The sequence below is a fragment of the Parageobacillus thermantarcticus genome, from assembly GCF_900111865.1.
Classification (GTDB): domain Bacteria; phylum Bacillota; class Bacilli; order Bacillales; family Anoxybacillaceae; genus Parageobacillus; species Parageobacillus thermantarcticus.
Genome location: NZ_FOJS01000001.1, coordinates 69,693 through 85,946 on the forward strand (window position 1 = coordinate 69,693; position 16,254 = coordinate 85,946).

The 16,254-nt window shown below is 42.6% G+C and carries 20 protein-coding genes; 5 read left to right on the forward strand and 15 right to left on the reverse strand.

Going from position 1 to position 16,254, the window contains the following annotated elements; all coding sequences use genetic code 11:
• Positions 1-9: 9 nt before the first annotated feature.
• Together spoIIP and gpr are read right to left on the reverse strand one after the other, a co-directional pair.
• Complete coding sequence (gene spoIIP, locus BM278_RS00395) at positions 10-1,209, reverse strand: stage II sporulation protein P (RefSeq protein ID WP_090947444.1); 1,200 nt, start codon at positions 1,207-1,209, stop codon at positions 10-12.
• A gap of 70 nt (positions 1,210-1,279) precedes the next feature.
• Positions 1,280-2,398, reverse strand: coding sequence for a GPR endopeptidase (gpr, locus tag BM278_RS00400; protein WP_090947445.1), 1,119 nt, complete (start codon positions 2,396-2,398; stop codon positions 1,280-1,282).
• 218 nt (positions 2,399-2,616) lie between these two features.
• Between gpr and rpsT the strand changes: the two genes are divergently transcribed.
• Entirely contained in the window at positions 2,617-2,886 is a 270-nt protein-coding gene (gene rpsT / locus BM278_RS00405; RefSeq protein ID WP_090947446.1) for a 30S ribosomal protein S20, read from the forward strand.
• A 48-nt stretch (positions 2,887-2,934) separates the two neighbouring features.
• On the opposite strand, the gene holA is transcribed toward rpsT, so the two are convergent.
• Positions 2,935-3,957: a DNA polymerase III subunit delta gene (gene holA, locus BM278_RS00410; protein WP_090947447.1), complete on the reverse strand. Its 1,023-nt coding sequence runs from the start codon at positions 3,955-3,957 to the stop codon at positions 2,935-2,937.
• 285 nt (positions 3,958-4,242) lie between these two features.
• Between holA and BM278_RS00415 the strand changes: the two genes are divergently transcribed.
• Positions 4,243-4,377 (forward strand): YqzM family protein, encoded by a 135-nt coding sequence (locus BM278_RS00415; protein WP_017435613.1) that lies wholly within the window; start codon positions 4,243-4,245, stop codon positions 4,375-4,377.
• Between the two features lie 39 nt (positions 4,378-4,416).
• On the opposite strand, the gene BM278_RS00420 is transcribed toward BM278_RS00415, so the two are convergent.
• From BM278_RS00420 to BM278_RS00430, 3 genes are all read right to left on the reverse strand, one after another.
• Complete coding sequence (locus BM278_RS00420; protein ID WP_090947448.1) at positions 4,417-6,702, reverse strand: DNA internalization-related competence protein ComEC/Rec2; 2,286 nt, start codon at positions 6,700-6,702, stop codon at positions 4,417-4,419.
• Positions 6,703-6,854: 152 nt separating this feature from the next.
• Positions 6,855-7,310 carry a ComE operon protein 2 gene (locus BM278_RS00425; RefSeq protein ID WP_090947449.1) on the reverse strand — a complete coding sequence of 152 codons (456 nt, stop codon included), beginning with the start codon at positions 7,308-7,310 and terminating at the stop codon, positions 6,855-6,857.
• A gap of 88 nt (positions 7,311-7,398) precedes the next feature.
• Entirely contained in the window at positions 7,399-8,013 is a 615-nt protein-coding gene (locus BM278_RS00430; protein ID WP_090947450.1) for a helix-hairpin-helix domain-containing protein, read from the reverse strand.
• Positions 8,014-8,111: 98 nt separating this feature from the next.
• Here BM278_RS00430 and comER point away from each other — a divergent pair, with 98 nt between their 5' ends.
• Positions 8,112-8,933, forward strand: coding sequence for a late competence protein ComER (gene comER / locus BM278_RS00435; RefSeq protein WP_090947451.1), 822 nt, complete (start codon positions 8,112-8,114; stop codon positions 8,931-8,933).
• Between the two features lie 174 nt (positions 8,934-9,107).
• On the opposite strand, the gene BM278_RS00440 is transcribed toward comER, so the two are convergent.
• Genes BM278_RS00440 through BM278_RS00475 form a run of 8 tightly spaced genes read right to left on the reverse strand, consistent with a single transcriptional unit; the run spans position 9,108 to position 14,151 of the window.
• Positions 9,108-9,851: a class I SAM-dependent DNA methyltransferase gene (locus BM278_RS00440; protein WP_090947452.1), complete on the reverse strand. Its 744-nt coding sequence runs from the start codon at positions 9,849-9,851 to the stop codon at positions 9,108-9,110.
• Complete coding sequence (rsfS, locus tag BM278_RS00445; protein ID WP_090947453.1) at positions 9,848-10,204, reverse strand: ribosome silencing factor; 357 nt, start codon at positions 10,202-10,204, stop codon at positions 9,848-9,850. Before rsfS ends, BM278_RS00440 begins: the two co-directional genes overlap by 4 nt.
• On the reverse strand, positions 10,201-10,779 hold the full coding sequence (gene yqeK, locus BM278_RS00450) for a bis(5'-nucleosyl)-tetraphosphatase (symmetrical) YqeK (protein WP_090947454.1): 579 nt from the start codon (positions 10,777-10,779) through the stop codon (positions 10,201-10,203). Before yqeK ends, rsfS begins: the two co-directional genes overlap by 4 nt.
• Entirely contained in the window at positions 10,748-11,338 is a 591-nt protein-coding gene (locus BM278_RS00455) for a nicotinate-nucleotide adenylyltransferase (protein ID WP_090947455.1), read from the reverse strand. Before BM278_RS00455 ends, yqeK begins: the two co-directional genes overlap by 32 nt.
• A gap of 38 nt (positions 11,339-11,376) precedes the next feature.
• The gene (yhbY, locus tag BM278_RS00460) at positions 11,377-11,670 is read right to left on the reverse strand and encodes a ribosome assembly RNA-binding protein YhbY (RefSeq protein ID WP_090947456.1); all 294 of its coding nucleotides are present in this window, start codon (positions 11,668-11,670) and stop codon (positions 11,377-11,379) included.
• A 3-nt stretch (positions 11,671-11,673) separates the two neighbouring features.
• Complete coding sequence (aroE, locus tag BM278_RS00465) at positions 11,674-12,507, reverse strand: shikimate dehydrogenase (protein WP_090947457.1); 834 nt, start codon at positions 12,505-12,507, stop codon at positions 11,674-11,676.
• Positions 12,508-12,529: 22 nt separating this feature from the next.
• Positions 12,530-13,639 carry a ribosome biogenesis GTPase YqeH gene (gene yqeH / locus BM278_RS00470; protein ID WP_425272952.1) on the reverse strand — a complete coding sequence of 370 codons (1,110 nt, stop codon included), beginning with the start codon at positions 13,637-13,639 and terminating at the stop codon, positions 12,530-12,532.
• Positions 13,636-14,151, reverse strand: coding sequence for a YqeG family HAD IIIA-type phosphatase (locus BM278_RS00475; protein WP_090947740.1), 516 nt, complete (start codon positions 14,149-14,151; stop codon positions 13,636-13,638). The genes yqeH and BM278_RS00475 overlap by 4 nt, the downstream gene beginning before the upstream one ends.
• A gap of 339 nt (positions 14,152-14,490) precedes the next feature.
• Between BM278_RS00475 and BM278_RS00480 the strand changes: the two genes are divergently transcribed.
• On the forward strand, positions 14,491-14,631 hold the full coding sequence (locus tag BM278_RS00480; RefSeq protein ID WP_090947459.1) for a sporulation histidine kinase inhibitor Sda: 141 nt from the start codon (positions 14,491-14,493) through the stop codon (positions 14,629-14,631).
• Positions 14,632-14,650: 19 nt separating this feature from the next.
• Here the strand turns inward: BM278_RS00480 and BM278_RS00485 are convergent, their stop codons facing one another.
• A complete protein-coding gene (locus tag BM278_RS00485) occupies positions 14,651-15,430 on the reverse strand; it encodes a phosphatidylserine decarboxylase (protein ID WP_090947460.1) in 780 nt (259 codons plus the stop codon).
• A 128-nt stretch (positions 15,431-15,558) separates the two neighbouring features.
• Here BM278_RS00485 and pssA point away from each other — a divergent pair, with 128 nt between their 5' ends.
• A complete protein-coding gene (pssA, locus tag BM278_RS00490) occupies positions 15,559-16,098 on the forward strand; it encodes a CDP-diacylglycerol--serine O-phosphatidyltransferase (protein WP_090947461.1) in 540 nt (179 codons plus the stop codon).
• Positions 16,099-16,254: the final 156 nt, after the last annotated feature.

Genomic DNA, 16,254 nt, shown 5'->3' on the forward strand with positions numbered 1-16,254 from the left:
TCCGCTCCTTTACCGTTTTTCCGCCGGCGCGGGTGCTTGTACTTTTTGCGCCTGCCAATAATATTCGCTGAACACATCAGCAACAGCGGATACAGAGCGAAACAGCTCTTCAAACGTATTATCAACTCCCCCAAATTCAATTAATAACGCATTTTCCGATAAATCTTGGTTAAACTTTCCGTTCGTTGCCGCCCCTTTTTTCTCTATCACTCCTCGACTAAGCCCCGGATATTTTTTTTGCAATAAATGGTGCAATTGCGTGGCAAGCTGCAAATTTTTCTCGTATTTCGCGTTTTCCCCGCCGATGATAAACGCCACGCGGGCATAATCCACGCCATGAATCGTAATCGTCGTATATTTTCGTCTTCTTGAATCACGGTGAATATCGATGAAATATTGCAAATCGCGATTACGGCTCATCGCTTCGACCACCGTTTTTCTTGACATATCGTACGCTTGGTAATATTTCATACCTTTTTTCTTCAGTTCCCCTTCAATGTCAATCGTACTTACTTCCGCGCCAATTCCCCGTTTTTCCATTTCCTCCGCTAGCTTTTCGCCGACTTTCGTAACGTTTACCGTACGATGAAACGCCAAATCAGGATCTTTAACTCCTTTTAAAGCTGGTAAGTACGATTCACGTGTATGCGTATGGTAAATATATACGACGTTTCTTCCCCTCGTCGTTTGCGTCGGCGGGGGAACTTGCTTTTCTTCGTGTTTTTTATCCGCTTCTTCCAAACTCTCTAAAGAAGCTTGCCGTTCTGCAAGCATTACCTCAAGCGGCGGAGCAGATTCGTACGGCATGTTTGTATAATCCGTTCCTTCCCCGGCAACGATGATTTTACTATCATATAGCGCAAATCCCGGAAGTTCACCGCCAAGCAGGCTGCGCGGGTCGTCCGGGTTAATGCTTGTCACCATGCGAAACAGCAATGCCGAATAATTCGGCTTTTGCCGCTCTTTGGGCAACAGTTGCGCAAAATAATGATTTTCAAAACTAAATAAATGAATAAACGTTTCTTGTGAAAATTGGTTCGTCATATTGCTGACGGAAGAAGATGAAATGCGGTATTCCGGTTTTAACGAAGCAATGGCTCCCACTAGCATAAACATCATCATGCAACCTAATACCGCTAAAATCATCACTTTTTTTAGGCTTGCATCTTGCACAGCAACCATCATTCGCGAAGAACGCCGCTTTTTCATGTTCCCACCCTTTCCCGGCTTGTCTACTAATTAACGTATGGTCAAGCGGGAAAAGATAGAACTTTTTTCACTAATGAGTGTAAGAACCGATATTACGTTGATCCACCTGCTCGTGCAACGCGGCATTCAGCCCGCTCGCTAATAAATTCGCCATATTTTCCATAAACATATCGACTTCTTTCGGAGTGACCATTAAATTATGACCGAGCGGGGCGAGCACTTCGTAAATGAGCTGTCGTTTTTCCTCCTCTGCTAATGTACCGATCATGCCAAGAAATGTCGAACGTTGTCTTGCTGATGGCATATCTTCTTCCGCGAATTTCTTTTTCTTTCCGAACGTCCATCCCGCTGGAGCAAGCGCGCGCGACGGCCGCTTATTTTCGCGCATTTCCCTTCCAAAATGTTTTAATATAAAATCAATCGTATCGCTTGCAATCGATACGGCATCAACAACAGTCGGAACACCGATCGAAATAACTGGGATGCCTAGCGTTTCCTTGCTCAGTTCTTTTCGCTTATTCCCCACCCCTGAACCGGGATGGATTCCCGTATCGGAAATTTGAATCGTTGCATTGACTCGTTCAATCGATCGCGCTGCCAACGCATCAATAGCGACGACAAAATCTGGTTTTATTTTTTCTACGATTCCGTGAATGATATCGCTTGTTTCAATTCCCGTCGTCCCCATCACACCTGGGGCAATCGCGCTGACTGGACGAAATCCTTCTTCTACGCTTTCCGGTTGAAGATGAAATAAATGTCTTGTAATAAGCAAATTTTCCACTGTCAGCGGTCCCAGCGCATCCGGCGTCACATTCGCATTGCCTAACCCGACAACAAGACAGCTTGATTCTTTTCCGATGTTGGAGCGGCGCAAAAAGTCGCTAAACTCTTTCGCAAATATCTCTTGCACTTTTCCTTGCAACTCCGTATTATGTTCACGAATTCCTTGTGCTTCAATGGTTAAATAATTTCCTGGCTTTTTGCCGATCGATTTTGCTCCTTCTTCCGTTACTTTTACATATGACAACTGAATTCCGTCGATTTCGCGATCGTGAATAATGACCCCTTCAATGCGGGAAGCGCTTTCCTTTTTTTGCTGAAGACGCTCCTCTACCGCTATTTCGTGCGCTTCGATCGCCAAGTCGGTTCGGATGGAATACGCGCTTAAATCGATGGAGCGGTTCATATCGTTCCTCCCTCAGACGAATCATTTTTCTTTTATTGTCACCGTTTTTTCTTAATTTATTCGCTTGGTGATAACATTTCACCATCAGTAAAGTATTTTTGCTTGAACACTATTGCATAATTGAACCTCGTTTGATAGAATAACACTTGTTCTTGCATGTTCCTAACAGTGGAAATAATCAAGAAGGACAAAGATGACAGAGTGACGGAGGTGAAACTATGGCAAACATTAAATCTGCGATTAAACGCGCAAAAACAAGCGAAAAACGCCGCGCTCACAACGCTGCGATGAAATCGGCAATGCGCACGGCGATCAAAAAATTCGAAGCGTTTGTTGAATTAAAAGATGTTGAAAAGGCTCAAGAAGCGTTCATCATCGCTACGAAAAAATTAGACAAAGCGGTGACGAAAGGTCTTATTCATAAAAATACGGCGAGTCGCAAAAAATCCCGCTTAGCGAAAAAATTAAACAGCATTATCGCATCATAAAAAACGACCTGGCAACAGGTCGTTTTCTTTTCTTGATAAAAAACTGTTTCAGTTCGTTTTCTCGCTCCATTTCATCAGCAACAGCTCCATAATAAGCTGTCGATCCATCGCCCCGCTCTTCATTTCATAGTCCGCCTCGGCAATTTGCCGGATGGCCGCCGTAAGCTCTTCTTCAGAAAACAGCGCCGCTTGCCCCATCGCAAGTTTGATGCGAAACGGGTGCACTTTTAAGATAGAAGCGATTTGCTGTTGCCCGTATCCTTTCTCTGACAGCCATTTCACTTGGTATAAAAGGCGAAATTGGCTTGCCAGCAACGCTAAAATTTTCAGCGGCTCTTCATTATTTTCCAGCAAATCATAAAATACTTGCAGCGCCTCATCGATCTGCCGTTTCGTCACTTTCTCCACTAACACAAACACATTTTGCTCCAACGTGCGCGATACAAGCTTTTCGACAGTTTCTTGCCGGATCGTTCCGCCCGGCCCAACGAACAAAGCGAGTTTGTCCAGTTCATTAGCAAGTGTCATTAAATTCGTGCCCGCCAGCTGCAGCAAAGCATCGACTGCATTTTCTTCCATCATCGCGCCGCTTTGCCGCGTTCTTTCCATCATCCATTCGCGCAATTCTTTTTCAGCGAGCGGTGCCGCGACAAAAACTTCCGCATGTTCCTTCATTAACTTCGTTATTTTTTTTCGTTCATCGAGTTTTTCATACGCTCCGACGAAAACGACAATCGAAAACGGGGAAGGCGATGTTATGTACGATTCCAACTTTTTCAAGTCATGCGTGATTTCTTTTTCTTTCTCCGCTGTAAAAAAGTAAGGATTTTTTACGACGATCACTCGTTTTTCCCCTAAAAACGGAAACGTTTCTGCGTCCTCAAGCGCCATTTGCACCGGAGTCTCTTCGCAATCGTATACCGATACGTTAAATTCCCGCTCTTCTTCAGGCAACACCGTGCGAATAAGAAGTTCATACGTTTCCGTTAATAAAAACGATTCCGTTCCATATAATAAATAAAGGGGAGAAAGACGATGATTTTTTATTTTTCCCCACAAGTCAACTACCATATTTCTCTTCTCCATTTCTTCTACAATCTTTCTACGTTGAAAAGATACAACGTTTTTCTCATTTTTACAAGGGAACCGGTTAGCGGGAAAACCGATTCCCCTTTATATAAACGTTGACAAATAAGTTCCGGCGACTTATTTGCCAACGGGTTATTTTTATCTTTTCCCGGGCGCAAGAAAGTATTTGTGTTAACTGTTGTCAATGAAGGAAATGAACAAGGGGGATATAGATTTTTTTTTCTTTTTCGTCTATACTAAAAATGATTGCATGAGGAGGGGGAAATGATGAACGTATTTGAAAAAGATGTACAAAGCAAGCGAAATGACGCGGTTGACTCTGCCGTCGGCTTTATCGTCTCGTTCGGATTTTTTGCAACGATGTTTATTATCGCAACGTTAATTAAATTTTTCGGTTCGTAAAGAGATTGCTTACATAAGCAGTCTCTTTTCTTTTTTATACTATGGCAGCATGACAAAAAAGGTTCCCCGCTTTTTCGAGTAAATAAAACGAATCGCGCCATGTCGGTCTGTCCGCAAAATAATGACATTCCTTTTCCTTAGACGTTCGATCACGTCCGGTGAAGGATGGCCGTAGCGGTTATGTTTGCCAACGGAAATAAGCGCGATTTTCGGCTGCACCTTTTCTAGAAATAACGCTGTTGTAGAAGTGTCGCTGCCATGATGGGCCACTTTTAGCACATCCACCTTTAATTGCGGAAAAGCGTTGATTAGTTCCATTTCTCCCGCTTCCTCCAAATCCCCCGTCAATAGCCATGATAATCCGCCGAACTTTGCATACAATACAATCGAATGATTATTATCATCGCGATACGTCGAAAACGGATGAAGGACATAAAATGAAATTCCCCCCGCTGTCCATCTATCTCCTTTTGATATTTGCACCACTTCCATATTTTTTTGTTTGGCAAGTTGAACAAGTTTTTCTTGGATAGCATTTTTCGTCTTTCCTTTACCGATGACTAATTGCTTTACAGAAAGGTGATGAATAATTTCTTCCGCCGCTCCAATATGATCGACATCGCCATGTGTGGCAATAAGTTTATCAATATAACGCACTCCTTTTGCTTTTAAAAATGGGACAACTACATCTTTTCCTACGTCCCATTCCCGCTTTCTTTCTTGCCACGGCTGCCTCTGCCGCGGAAGCGCTCCTCCTGTATCAATCAAATATACTCCTTTTCGGTAAGGCAATTCAATATATATGCAATCCCCTTGCCCGACATCAAGCAAAACGACCTCGCCATAACGATCGATATATGGGCTAAACGCGTGAAGCGCAATTACCAATACGACCCATCCTAAACTAAAGTAACGTTTTCGTTCCATTTGCACAAACGCAACTAAAATCGCAACGGCATAACAGACAAGGAAAAAGAAAGAAGGCTTGCCAAGAATGAGGGAAAGTGAATGGTTGGATGAGAAAAGTGCGACAACGTCACTGGAAATAATGATAATTTTTTGTAGCAGCCACATAAAAGGAGCAGAAAAAAGCGGATGCACATAATAAGCTACTAAAGATGCAACAGCAAGCGGCAAAATCATAAAAGAATAAAGCGGCACAAAAATAACGTTAAGGGGAAGACTCCATAAAGAAACTTCAAAAAAATAGTACAAAAGAAACGGAAGAGCGCTCAACTGGGCGATCGCAGTCGTGAAAAAGAGGCGAAAAACGGCAGAATGATACGACATGATCATTGGTGAGGATAAAATGAGGGCAAATGACACGATAAACGAGAGCTGGAATCCAACATCCCATAACATATACGGATCAAATAAAAGCATAACCATCAGCGTCACGCTTAATGCGTCAAGCGGTGATAACATCATTTTCCGGTAATTCGCACACAAGAAAAGCATCGCCGTGAAAGACGCGCGAATAACCGAAGGAGAAGCGCCTGTCAGCACAATATAAATCGGCAGAAAAATCAGTAAAATAATCGTCGCCGTTTCCTTTGTAATAAAGCGAATCAAAATGGAAAACGCCGCTCCGACTAATAAAGTTACATGTAATCCAGAAATTGCTAATAAGTGGATGAGTCCAAGTTTTTGGTATCCTTCTAACAGCGATTCGTCTAATTCCGTTCTCTCGCCATATAAAAGTGCTTGAACAATTCCAACCGTTTCCGCTGGAAAATGCGTTTCAATCACATGAAGTCCTTTTTCGCGGAGCAAAAGCAGCCATTCATACAACGTCGGGGACATACGGCGGCAATGTTGCGGGGAAATCGATTGAGGTTGAAGAATCCAATGAATATGGCGAAATCGCAAATAACGGCGATAATCGAAAGCGTTAGGATTTCGCGGCAACGCTGGACGCTCAAGCGTTCCTTTCACAGTACATACCGTTCCAGGAGCTAAAAGCGAAGAAAGCTGCTGTTTTTCCTGCGCCGATTTCACATAGTAAATAAGCTGCAGCTTTTCTTTTTTCCTCACTTCTACCATCGCTTTTAGCTGATCTCCATCCATCGCAACAGGAGCGACAAAACGGATGGAAAATAAAGTCATGCGGCTAGACAATTGCGTTTCGTTATGGCGGTCTATATAAACGATGTACATATAAAAAACGCAGATTGTCATTATCGAAAAAAGAAAGAGGCGCCTTTTTCGCGCAAAAAGGAAAATGGCGTAAAGCACGATAAACAATAAAGAAACGCTTGACCATGCGTAGCCAGCCGCTATCCCTGCAATGGCGGCAATCGCCATATACACGATATTTCCACGCATTGTTACGCCCCTTTCTCATGAAGTGCCGGTTTATGGTCAAGTCCAAATTATTGTGTAAAATTCCATTGCCAGTACAGTAGACTTGGATTACGGGAAAATAAAATCGCTTTTTACCGTTTTGTTTTTACACCATTTCGCGGACTTGATCCCGTTTAACGCTGGAGAAGCGACAAAACTTCTTTATTAAACGGCACATGTTCTACGCGAACGTTCGCTTGTTGAAAAAGTTCGAGCGCATACGGATCGTTTTTATAATCTTGTGCGTAATATACAGCGCGAATCCCGCTTTGGATAATCGCTTTGCAGCAATGCAAACACGGAAAATGGGTTACATACATCTCCGCTCCTTCCGTTGGTACACCGAATTTCGCGCATTGAAGAATCGCATTCATCTCCGCGTGGATCGTGCGAACACAATGACCGTCAATGACATAACATCCTTCGTCGATGCAATGCGCCCCGCCGGCGATGGAACCGTTGTATCCTCCGGCAATAATTCGTTTGTCACGAACGATGGTGGCGCCAACCGCCAATCGCGTACAGGTGCTGCGCAATGCCAGCAAATGGCTTTGCGCCATAAAATATTGATCCCATGTAATTCGTTCCATGTTTTCTCCCCCGCTTGTCCTATGCAAACTTGTTTTTACGTGCGCATATTTCTAGTGTAATGGCGCAGCCGGCAAAGCGTCAACGATATTACGGTACAACAATTTGTTCTCTTATTTTTTCCAGCGTTTTTTCACCAATACCTGTAACATTTAACAAATCCTCCACCTTTTCGAATGGACCGTGTTCTTCGCGATAAGCAATGATCGCCGCCGCTTTAGACGGTCCAATCCCTGAAAGCTGCAATATTTCTTCTTCCGATGCTGTATTAATGTGAACTTTTTTCGAATCGCTTGAAGGAATAAGCGGAGGATTGGTGGAAGAAACGTTCGTTTCCCCACGCGTCGGTACATAAATCATCATCTCATCATGTACTTTTGCCGCCAAGTTGACCTTTGTTTGATCCGCTTCTTTCGTGAACCCGCCCGCCATCGCCACCACATCGTTGACGCGTGCCGTATCTTTTATTTCGTATACTCCCGGCCGGACGACCGCTCCCTTTATATCGACAACAATTATTTTCGATTGCGCTTTTTCTTCCTTTTTTTCCGCTGCTCCCTGCGCGATTCGTTCCGCCGTTAGCATGGAACCTTGCTCTTTTTCGTTCATTTCATTGTTGCGAAACAAAATCGCGACCGCAACAATTAACGCCGCCAAAAAGAAGATGTACCACCGTTTATCATACTTTTTGATCGCTTCCCACATATTCATCATCCTTTCAAATTAGTCATAAAATAAATAAAACATTCATACATATCGTTGAAGAAACTATCGGTCCTATGTGAGGGAGGGGGGAGAAAAGCATGAAAATCGGAATGATCGGGACGGGAAATATGGGAAGGATTTTAATTGAAGCGTTTCTTGAATCTGGAGCCATCAAAGAAGATCAGCTTATTATCACTAATCGCACGTTGGAAAAAGCGCTAGACATCCAGCGCCACCATCCAAACGTCTACGTTGCTTCTAGCGCAGAGGAAGTGGTTCAGAAAGCAATCATCGTGTTTTTATGTGTCAAACCGTTAGATATTCACCCCCTTTTGCAGCAATTGTCTTCTTTTTGGACAAAGGAACATTGTCTCATATCGATTACAAGTCCGATTAGTGTGCAACAGCTGGAAGCGACCGTTCCTTGCCACGTAGCGCGTGTTATCCCAAGCGTTACAAACCGTGCGCTTTCTGGAAGCACACTAATCACATTTGGGCAGCGCTGTTCCCTCTACTATCAAACCTATATAGAAAAGCTGTTTCGTCACATTTCTGTTCCGTCTTATATTGATAATGAAATTACGCGAATCGCTTCAGACATCGCAAGCTGCGGTCCCGCTTTTTTTAGCTATTTGCTTCAGCGGTTTATAGAGGCTGCCGTGAGAAAAACGACGATCACGAAAGAGCAAGCAACGGCGTTGACCAATGACATGATTATCGGATTGGGGGAATTATTGAAAAGCAATCTTTACACACTTCCAACATTGCAAGAAAAAGTTTGTGTGAAAGGCGGTATTACCGGGGAAGGAATTGCAGTGCTTGAAAAGGAAATGGAAGGGGTATTTGAACAAGTATTCGCCAAGACACACGAGAAATTCAAAGAAGACATCGAAAAAGTAAAAAAGCAATTTAATAGTTAAATTCGCGAAAAAAAGAAAAAATCCTGCTAAACAATAGAAAAAGCTATCTGAATTTCTTAAATTTAAGAAACATTGATAAAAGACAAGAGCGGCTTTTCTGCCAAAGCGCTTCGGCTTTGGCAGAAAAGCATAACGTTTTCTAAACGAAAGAAGCTACTGCTTCAATATTTCTACTCATTTTTTCGCGACAAAAAAGATGCGCTCAGACGTTTCATTTGGCGCTTCATCGGTAAAATCCGCGGTTATTTCCAACACGGCAAATCCCGCTTCCATCAGCCATTGTTTATATTGAGCAACTTCATACGTGCGCTGCCGATGCAGTTCGTCGTACCGCTCATATTTTCCGTCATTGCCACGGACAAAAAACGTTAACTCATGCTCAACGCCATGCGGCAATGAAAGCGGGTAGCAAGACCAAATATAGCTAATTTCTTCGTCATTGCTTGCAAATACCGCACCTTGAAAAACATGGTCTATTTTATATGTTGAATGAACGTCAAACAACAACAGCCCGTCTTCTTTTAACAGTTTATAGATGCGCGAAAACGTTTGCCGAACTTCGCTTTCTTCTAATAAATAGTTGAGGGAATCGCAAAAAATCGTCGCACAATCAAACGATGAAAATCCTTCGAGTTCGACCATATTTTGCTGAAAAAATTCAATCGCGACATGCTGCGCTTCCGCTTTCGCTTGTGCAATAGCGAGCATATTTTCCGACAAATCGATGCCTGTGACCAAAAATCCTTCTTTTGCAAGCCGAATAGCCAATTCTCCTGTGCCGCACCCAACATCAAGAATGCGTTTCGCCTCTTTGCGCCCATATTTTTTAAGCTTCTTTTGCACAAACGACTGCCATTGATCATACGGCGCTTCATTCATTAACGCATCGTACCAATATGCAAACGACTCGTACGTCACTGCTGCAACACGCTCGCTACATCTTCAAGCGGAGCATCTCCCCATAAACGTTCTAAATTATAATAACTGCGCTCGTCTTTATCAAAAACGTGAACAACGATATCCCCTAAGTCGACTAGCACCCATTTTGCCTCATGAAATCCTTCGACCCGCTTCACAGGAATATGATGCTCCTCGGCTTTTTCTTTTATTTCCCGCGCAATCGCCTGCACTTGCTTTTCCGAATTGCCATGGCAAATAACAAAGTAATCAGCGACAAGGGAGATGCCTTTCATGTTCAAGACAACGATATTTTCCGCCTTTTTATCATCAGCGGCTTGAACGATCAAACGCAATGCCTCTTGTTCCGTCATGATTGTGATTCCCCCTTTACTTCCATAATTAATGAATTATACGTGTGAATCGTATCCGGATAAATCGGTTGGTCTTTTTTCAGCAAAAATTGAATCGTATTTTGCAATGCTTTCGTTAGCGCCTTGTTAAGATCGTGTTTTGCAAGATCGCGAACTTCGTCTACTCCTGGGAATATACGCCCAGGTTCAATATAGTCGGCAAGATAAATAATTTTTTCCAATAATGTCATGTTTGCGCGCCCTGACGTATGATAACGAATCGCGTTTAATATATCTTCATCCTCAATTCCAACTTCTGTCTTTACTAAATAAGCGCCGACTGGAGCATGCCATAGTTCGGCATTGTAAGAAAGCAAATCGTTTGGCATATTTTGCTCCAAAATGATTCGTTTCATTTCCTCTTTCGGGCGATACTTCGCATAGTCATGAAAAATCGCTGCCAATTCCGCTTTTTTCACATCTGCTCCATACTGCTCGGCAAGCTTGATTGCTGTCTCCATGACGCCAATGGTATGTTGATAACGGTGTTCTGTCAATTGCTTTTTAACGATAGTTAACGCTTCTTGTCGCTCCATATAACCTCTTCTCCTCAATATAAAGTCTTACGCATTCTGGCACTAAATACCGAATCGTTTCTCCTTTTCTGACTCGATCGCGAATCATCGAAGAAGATACCGCAAACTGCGGCACTTCCACTTCGATAATTGGATAAGATGTTTTCGTGGAAAATCCCGGGCGCTTGACACCGACAAATGTCACTAACTGAACAAGTTCAGCAATTTTATACCAGTGCGGCAAATATTCCACCATGTCTGCACCAACAATAAAATAAAACTCATCATCTGGATGCATCGAAAGCAGCTGACGCATCGTATCATACGTATACGACGGTCCTTCTCTTTCTAGTTCAATCGTTTCGATATGAAACCGCGGATGATCGGCGATCGCTAGTTCAAGCATACGCAAGCGATCTTCGCTTTTTGTCACTTGTTCATGTTGTTTATGTGGAGGGATGCGGTTCGGCATAAACCAGATTTCCGACAACTGCAACGCATGCAGCACTTCATTAGCCATCAATAAATGCCCGTAATGCGGCGGATCAAACGTCCCTCCAAAAATCCCAATTTTTTTCATATGCTTCCCTCCGCCATGCGTATGCGCAACTTTGCCGTTTAGCGCGGCAGTATAATTTGCTTGTTTTCCTTTGACTCTTTATACAATACAATCGTATTCCCAATTACTTGTACAAGTTCCGCACCCGCGCCCTGCGCAAGCTGCTCGGCAACGACATGGCGGTCTTCCTCGCAGTTTTGCAGCACGCTTACTTTAATAAGTTCGCGCGCTTCGAGCGCGTCGGCAATTTGCTTAATCATATTTTCGCTCACTCCGCCTTTTCCGACTTGGAAAATCGGCTTCAAATGATGCGCTTTCGCCCGCAAAAAACGTTTTTGTTTTCCTGTTAACATATGTTACCTCCTAAGCTGTTCGATCACTATTTTTTTCATGCGCTGGACATCTGGAAATATTCCTGTCCATTTTTCAAAGGCCAACGCCCCTTGATATACAAACATGCCGACTCCGTTTTGAACGATCGCGTTTCTTTTTCGCGCTTCTTTTAACCATTTCGTTTCGAATGGATTATAAATAATATCGGACACGATCGTTCCTTCTTTCATATTTTTAAGGGAAATCGGCATTTCCTCCATGTGAGGATACATTCCGACAGACGTCGTATTAATGAGAATATCATAATCTCCTAAACGCGCTTCCGCTTCATTTAGCGAATAAGCAGCCGAAGAAACAGCGGCATCGCATTCATCGATAAGCTGTTTTGCTTTCGATACCGTTCGGTTGCAAATATCGATTTGTTTGGCACCTCTATCGGCAAGAGAGAAATAAATGCCTCTTGCCGCTCCGCCGGCTCCAATCACTAAAATGCGCTTTTCCTTTATATTGACGTTTACTTCCTCTTCTAGCGCCCGGACATAGCCGGGACCATCTGTATTATAGCCGACCAATCGGCCATTTTCATTCACGATCGTGTTGACAGCTCCAATGCGGCGCGCAGCTGGATCGATGTCATCAAGCAACGGCATTACCGTCGTTTTATGAGGAATCGTCACATTTAACCCTGAAATACCAAGCGCTCTCACCCCGCTGATGGCGTCCTTTAAATGCTCCGGTTCCACATGAAATGCGTGATAGCGAGCGGCAATGTTCATATTTTGAAACGCATCATTATGCATCAGCGGCGATAGCGAATGATGAACCGGACAACCAAATAAGGCATATACTTTTTCCACCGTTCTCTCTCCCCCGTATTATTTAAATTAACGATTTTCTTAATAAAATGTCGACTCCTTTTGGTGCATACGCAACGACTTGCGCCCCCGGCTCATTGCATGTTATCCAACCAAGACCGGAAAACACAATATCTGTTTTTCTTTCTTTTATGGTGAACGTATGCGCCACTAATGGCGGAAATTGATCGATATAATGTTTGCTTGGTGGTGACAGAAGTTCGCCAAGCTGCTTTGCGTATAACGAGTCCGCCTTTTCCAGCTTCGTTCGGTGAATCGGCAGTTCATTGGAGAAATAACATACAAAAGACCGGCGCCCTCCTTTTATATAATCAAGCCGGGCGAGTCCTCCAAAAAACAACGTCTGCCGTTCATTCAGCTGATATACTTTCGGATGGATTTCCCGCTTCGGCGTGATGATTTTTAAATCTTTTTTATCGACAAAATGCGCCATTTGATGACGATTAATAATTCCCGGCGTATCATAAAGCACGGCTCCGTCATCTAACGGGATTTCGATAATATCTAGCGTCGTTCCCGGAAAATAGGACGTCGTAATCACATTTCCTTTCCCCGTCGCTTCTTGAATGATGCGATTAATAAACGTAGATTTTCCGACATTCGTGCAACCAACGACATAGACGTTTTTTCCAAGCCGATGCTTTTCGATCGCCTCCATGACTTTTGCCATTCCGATTCCTTTGACAGCGCTCACTAAACATATGTCAACCGGCTTCAGGCCGAGGTCGTTTGCCGATTGTTTCATCCAATGGATGAGCTTCGGGTATTTCACTGACTTTGGAAGCAAGTCTACTTTATTGCCAACGAGCAAAATCGGGTTGTTCGCGACAAACCGATGTAACCCGGGAAGCCAGCTTCCATTGAAGTCAAAAATATCGACGATTTTTACGACAAGCGCTTCCGACTGGCCAATGCTGTGCAAAATTTTTAAAAAGTCATCATCTGTCAGTTCCACATCTTGCACTTCGTTATAGTGCTTTAGTCGGAAGCAGCGCTGACAAATCACTTCTTCTTTTTCTAAAACGCTTTTTGGCGCATAGCCGGGTTTTGTTTCATCTTCCGATTGAATAATCGCACCACAGCCAATGCAACGAATTTGTTGTTCCACTATCATTCCTCCCAATAAAGCATTCCTTTTTTCCGCATCATATTTAAAATTTTCCGTTCCATCTTTCGATTCAGGCGGGTCCAAAGTCCATCCGTCTGCGCCACCGGAACAACCAAAATAGTATTTAAGCCCATCCGATTTCCGCCAAACACATCTGTCAACAATTGATCACCGATGACAACCACTTCGTCCTTGCTTAATTGCATCATTGACAACGCCTTTTGAAAAGCGCTTGTTAACGGCTTTCGCGCTTCAAAAATAAACGGGATGCCGAGCGGTTCGGCAAAAGATTGCACCCGTTTTTTATTATTATTGGATACGATCATCACCTTAATGCCCTCTTGTTTCATATTCTCTAGCCACTCGATTAGTTCCGGAGTGGCGCTTGAACGATCCCACTCAACAAGCGTATTATCTAAGTCGGTAATGACCCCTTTAATTCCCTTTTCCTTTAGCGAACTAGGAGTAATGTCCAGCACACGTTTCGCAAATTGACTTGGCAAAAAATAATGAAGCACATTCATCACCTTACCTTTTCCCCACTGCCTCCGCGTCCTTTTCTTGCCTTTAACCATCATACATAATTTTCGCCAGTCTTTCAAAACAAACTTTGATTATAAATTTTTTTCGACAAAAACCGTTATCTACAAAACTGTGGATAAATTTTACCCACATTATTCACAGGCGCGTAATCATAATTCTACAATGTTATAAACATTTTTTCCACATGTTATCCACTAGTGGTTGTGGATAACAGAACGGTTGTTCTATATCACAAATCATGGTACAGTTAAAGTAACTTACCATTATATGTATTGATCGCAAATCCTATTCCATTGCTGAAGGAGGTTTTCAGCATGAAGCATCTATCTGATGAATTATTGATCGAATCATATTACAAAGCAAAAGAGTTGAAATTAAGCCCCGAATTCATTGAGTTAATCGAACGAGAAATTCACCGCCGTGCATTAGGACATAAAATTAAGCTTTCCTCATAATTTGGCCTTAGGGCTTTTTTTATTTTAAATAGCCAATTCTTTCCCCCACCTTCACTCCCATCGGTGCAACGATTCGTTCATCAATTTCAATGCTGTTCTTTTCAAACAATAAAACGACGGTGGAGCCAAAAGAAAAGTAGGCAATTTCTTGTCCTTTAATAAGATGCTTACTCGCATGGGTAAGTTCAATGCTATTGACAAACATCGCCCCAATTTTCACAATCGCGATATGCTTTCCGTTTGCCACCACTTCTGTAATCGTGCGGTAGTTTTTCGATAATGGTCGTTTCCCATATTTTAAACCAAGGCGGTTGACAGGGTACGATTTTTTTCCAAGCGTCCATTGCTTTTGCACAACCCCAGATATTGGGCTATGAATGCGATGATAATGGCTTGGGCTTAAATACAAAATAACAAATAATCCGTTTAAATATTTCTTTGCCTCCTCGGCGCTTCCAAGCATCTCCACAATCGAATACGTCTTGCCCTTCACGACGATTTCGCTGTTTTCGCGGATCACGCCGATGTCTTCAATAATCCCATCAACAGGGCTAATAACGCTGTTTTGCGTTGGATCAATCGGCCTTGTTCCCTCTTTTAGCTTGCGAATAAATAGCTGTTGCAACGTTTTATAATTTTTTAAGTTTTTTTCCATTTCCTCTTGATTGATCCCGTAAATTTTTGCATACGATGGAATAAGCAACGCGCTTAAGCGGGACTTCGTAAAAATGGCAATCATTTTTGACGAAAGGGAATGATTCGTTAGTTCAATCATAAGACGGTACAACCACTTTAGCAAAAATATTCCCTCCAGTTTATGGCGATCATGTTTTTTACTACTTTTCATATTATAAATAAAATGAGTATAATTATTGTAGTAGATTTTGCCTTCCTCGTTTTCAGAGCGAAAAAGGAGTGTGGAGAAAAATGTTTTTATCGGATTATTTAGATTACACGCTAAAAAAATTAAAGGCAAACACGGCAAACATTTTAACATTGACAAATTTATCGCTAGGCGGTTTTTCTGTCTTAACGACGTTAAAAGAGCAGCTTCATATCAGCTTGCTTCTTATTTTTTTAGCAGCATTCGTCGATCGCTTTGATGGGGCTGTCGCCCGGAAACTAAATATTGAGTCAGAACTCGGAAAACAATTGGACTCGATGAGCGACATTATCTCATTTGGAGTAGCTCCCGCGCTGTTAATATATCAAAGCTTATTGCATGAATTTGGCGCGCCGGGCGCGTTTTTTACGATTTTGTATATTGGCTGCGGTGCGTTTCGCCTTGCCCGCTTTAACATTACAGAAAACAACGGTTATTTTTCGGGACTTCCCATTACAGCTGCAGGAGTGCTATTAACATTAAGCTATTTAACGATCCATTATTTTCCCCCGCAATTTTTTATTTTTCTTATGATCACATTGTCATTTTTGATGGTCGAAACGTTTAAATTGAAAAAAATATAAAACAATAGGAAGGCTGTCCTTTCCAAAAACAGCGATGGCGGATTGGGCAGCCTTTTTTTTATTTTCCAGTCATACCATTTTCTCTTTTCAATCTTTGCTATTAATTATATGATAAATGTGAATTAATTATAAAGCACCAATAATAATGAAATAATG